Origin of the sequence: Sphaerospermopsis aphanizomenoides BCCUSP55, assembly GCF_001586785.1 — a bacterium.
Classification (GTDB): domain Bacteria; phylum Cyanobacteriota; class Cyanobacteriia; order Cyanobacteriales; family Nostocaceae; genus Sphaerospermopsis_A; species Sphaerospermopsis_A aphanizomenoides_A.
On record NZ_LUFH02000233.1, the window covers coordinates 1 to 860 of the forward strand.

General features: G+C 40.7%; 1 protein-coding gene. It reads right to left on the reverse strand.

The window, feature by feature from the left end; genetic code table 11:
- Positions 1-860 (reverse strand): tRNA preQ1(34) S-adenosylmethionine ribosyltransferase-isomerase QueA (queA, locus tag A0J48_RS26475; RefSeq protein WP_200327550.1); only part of this gene is annotated, 860 nt, incomplete at both ends.

The window sequence follows — 860 nt, forward strand, 5'->3', positions numbered from 1 at the left end:
ATTAAGGAACTAACTAACATAAGCAAACTAGAACGAGGTAGATGAAAGTTAGTAATAAGACCTTCCACGACACGCCATTGATAGCCTGGATAAATAAAGAGATTAACTTTGCCCGTATACGGTTGTAAGGAACCACCTTGGGCAGCACCTTCTAAAGCGCGAACTACCGTAGTACCAACCGCAATAATTCGCCCTCCAGCATTTTTGGTAGCGTAAATCTTCTCTACTAAGTCCCCACTAACTTCTATCCATTCTTCATGCATTTGGTGGGTGGTAACGTCTTCCACTTCCACTGGTCGAAATGTGCCGACACCAACATGTAAAGTGAGAAATTCCTGTTGAATACCGCACTCTCGTAATTTGACCAATAGTTCTGGTGTAAAGTGAAGTCCTGCTGTAGGAGCTGCTACAGCACCGTCGTGTTTAGCATATACAGTTTGATATTGCTCCTCCAGCGCATGAGAGTTATTAATATAAGGTGGTAAGGGAATCTCTCCCAATTTGTGTAAAAAATGGAGCAAAGAAACATTTATAGGCAAATCAAATTGCAATAATATACAGCCAGTATTCTCATCGCGTTCAATCACCGTAGCAGTGAGTTGGGGTATTAATTTATCCACAGAGGATAATCCCTGATCATCAAAAATAATTTCAGTTCCGATATTAAAATATTTACCTGGTTTAACCAATGCTAACCAACAATTATGTTGTTTTTCTTCCAAAAGCAACACTTCCACTCTTGCTCCTGTGGACTTGCGACCATATAGTCGAGCGGGGATAACTCGTGTATTATTCATCACTAATAAATCCCCAGGTTTTAACAATTCTGGTAGGTCTCTAAAGATGTGGTCTAGTGGGGG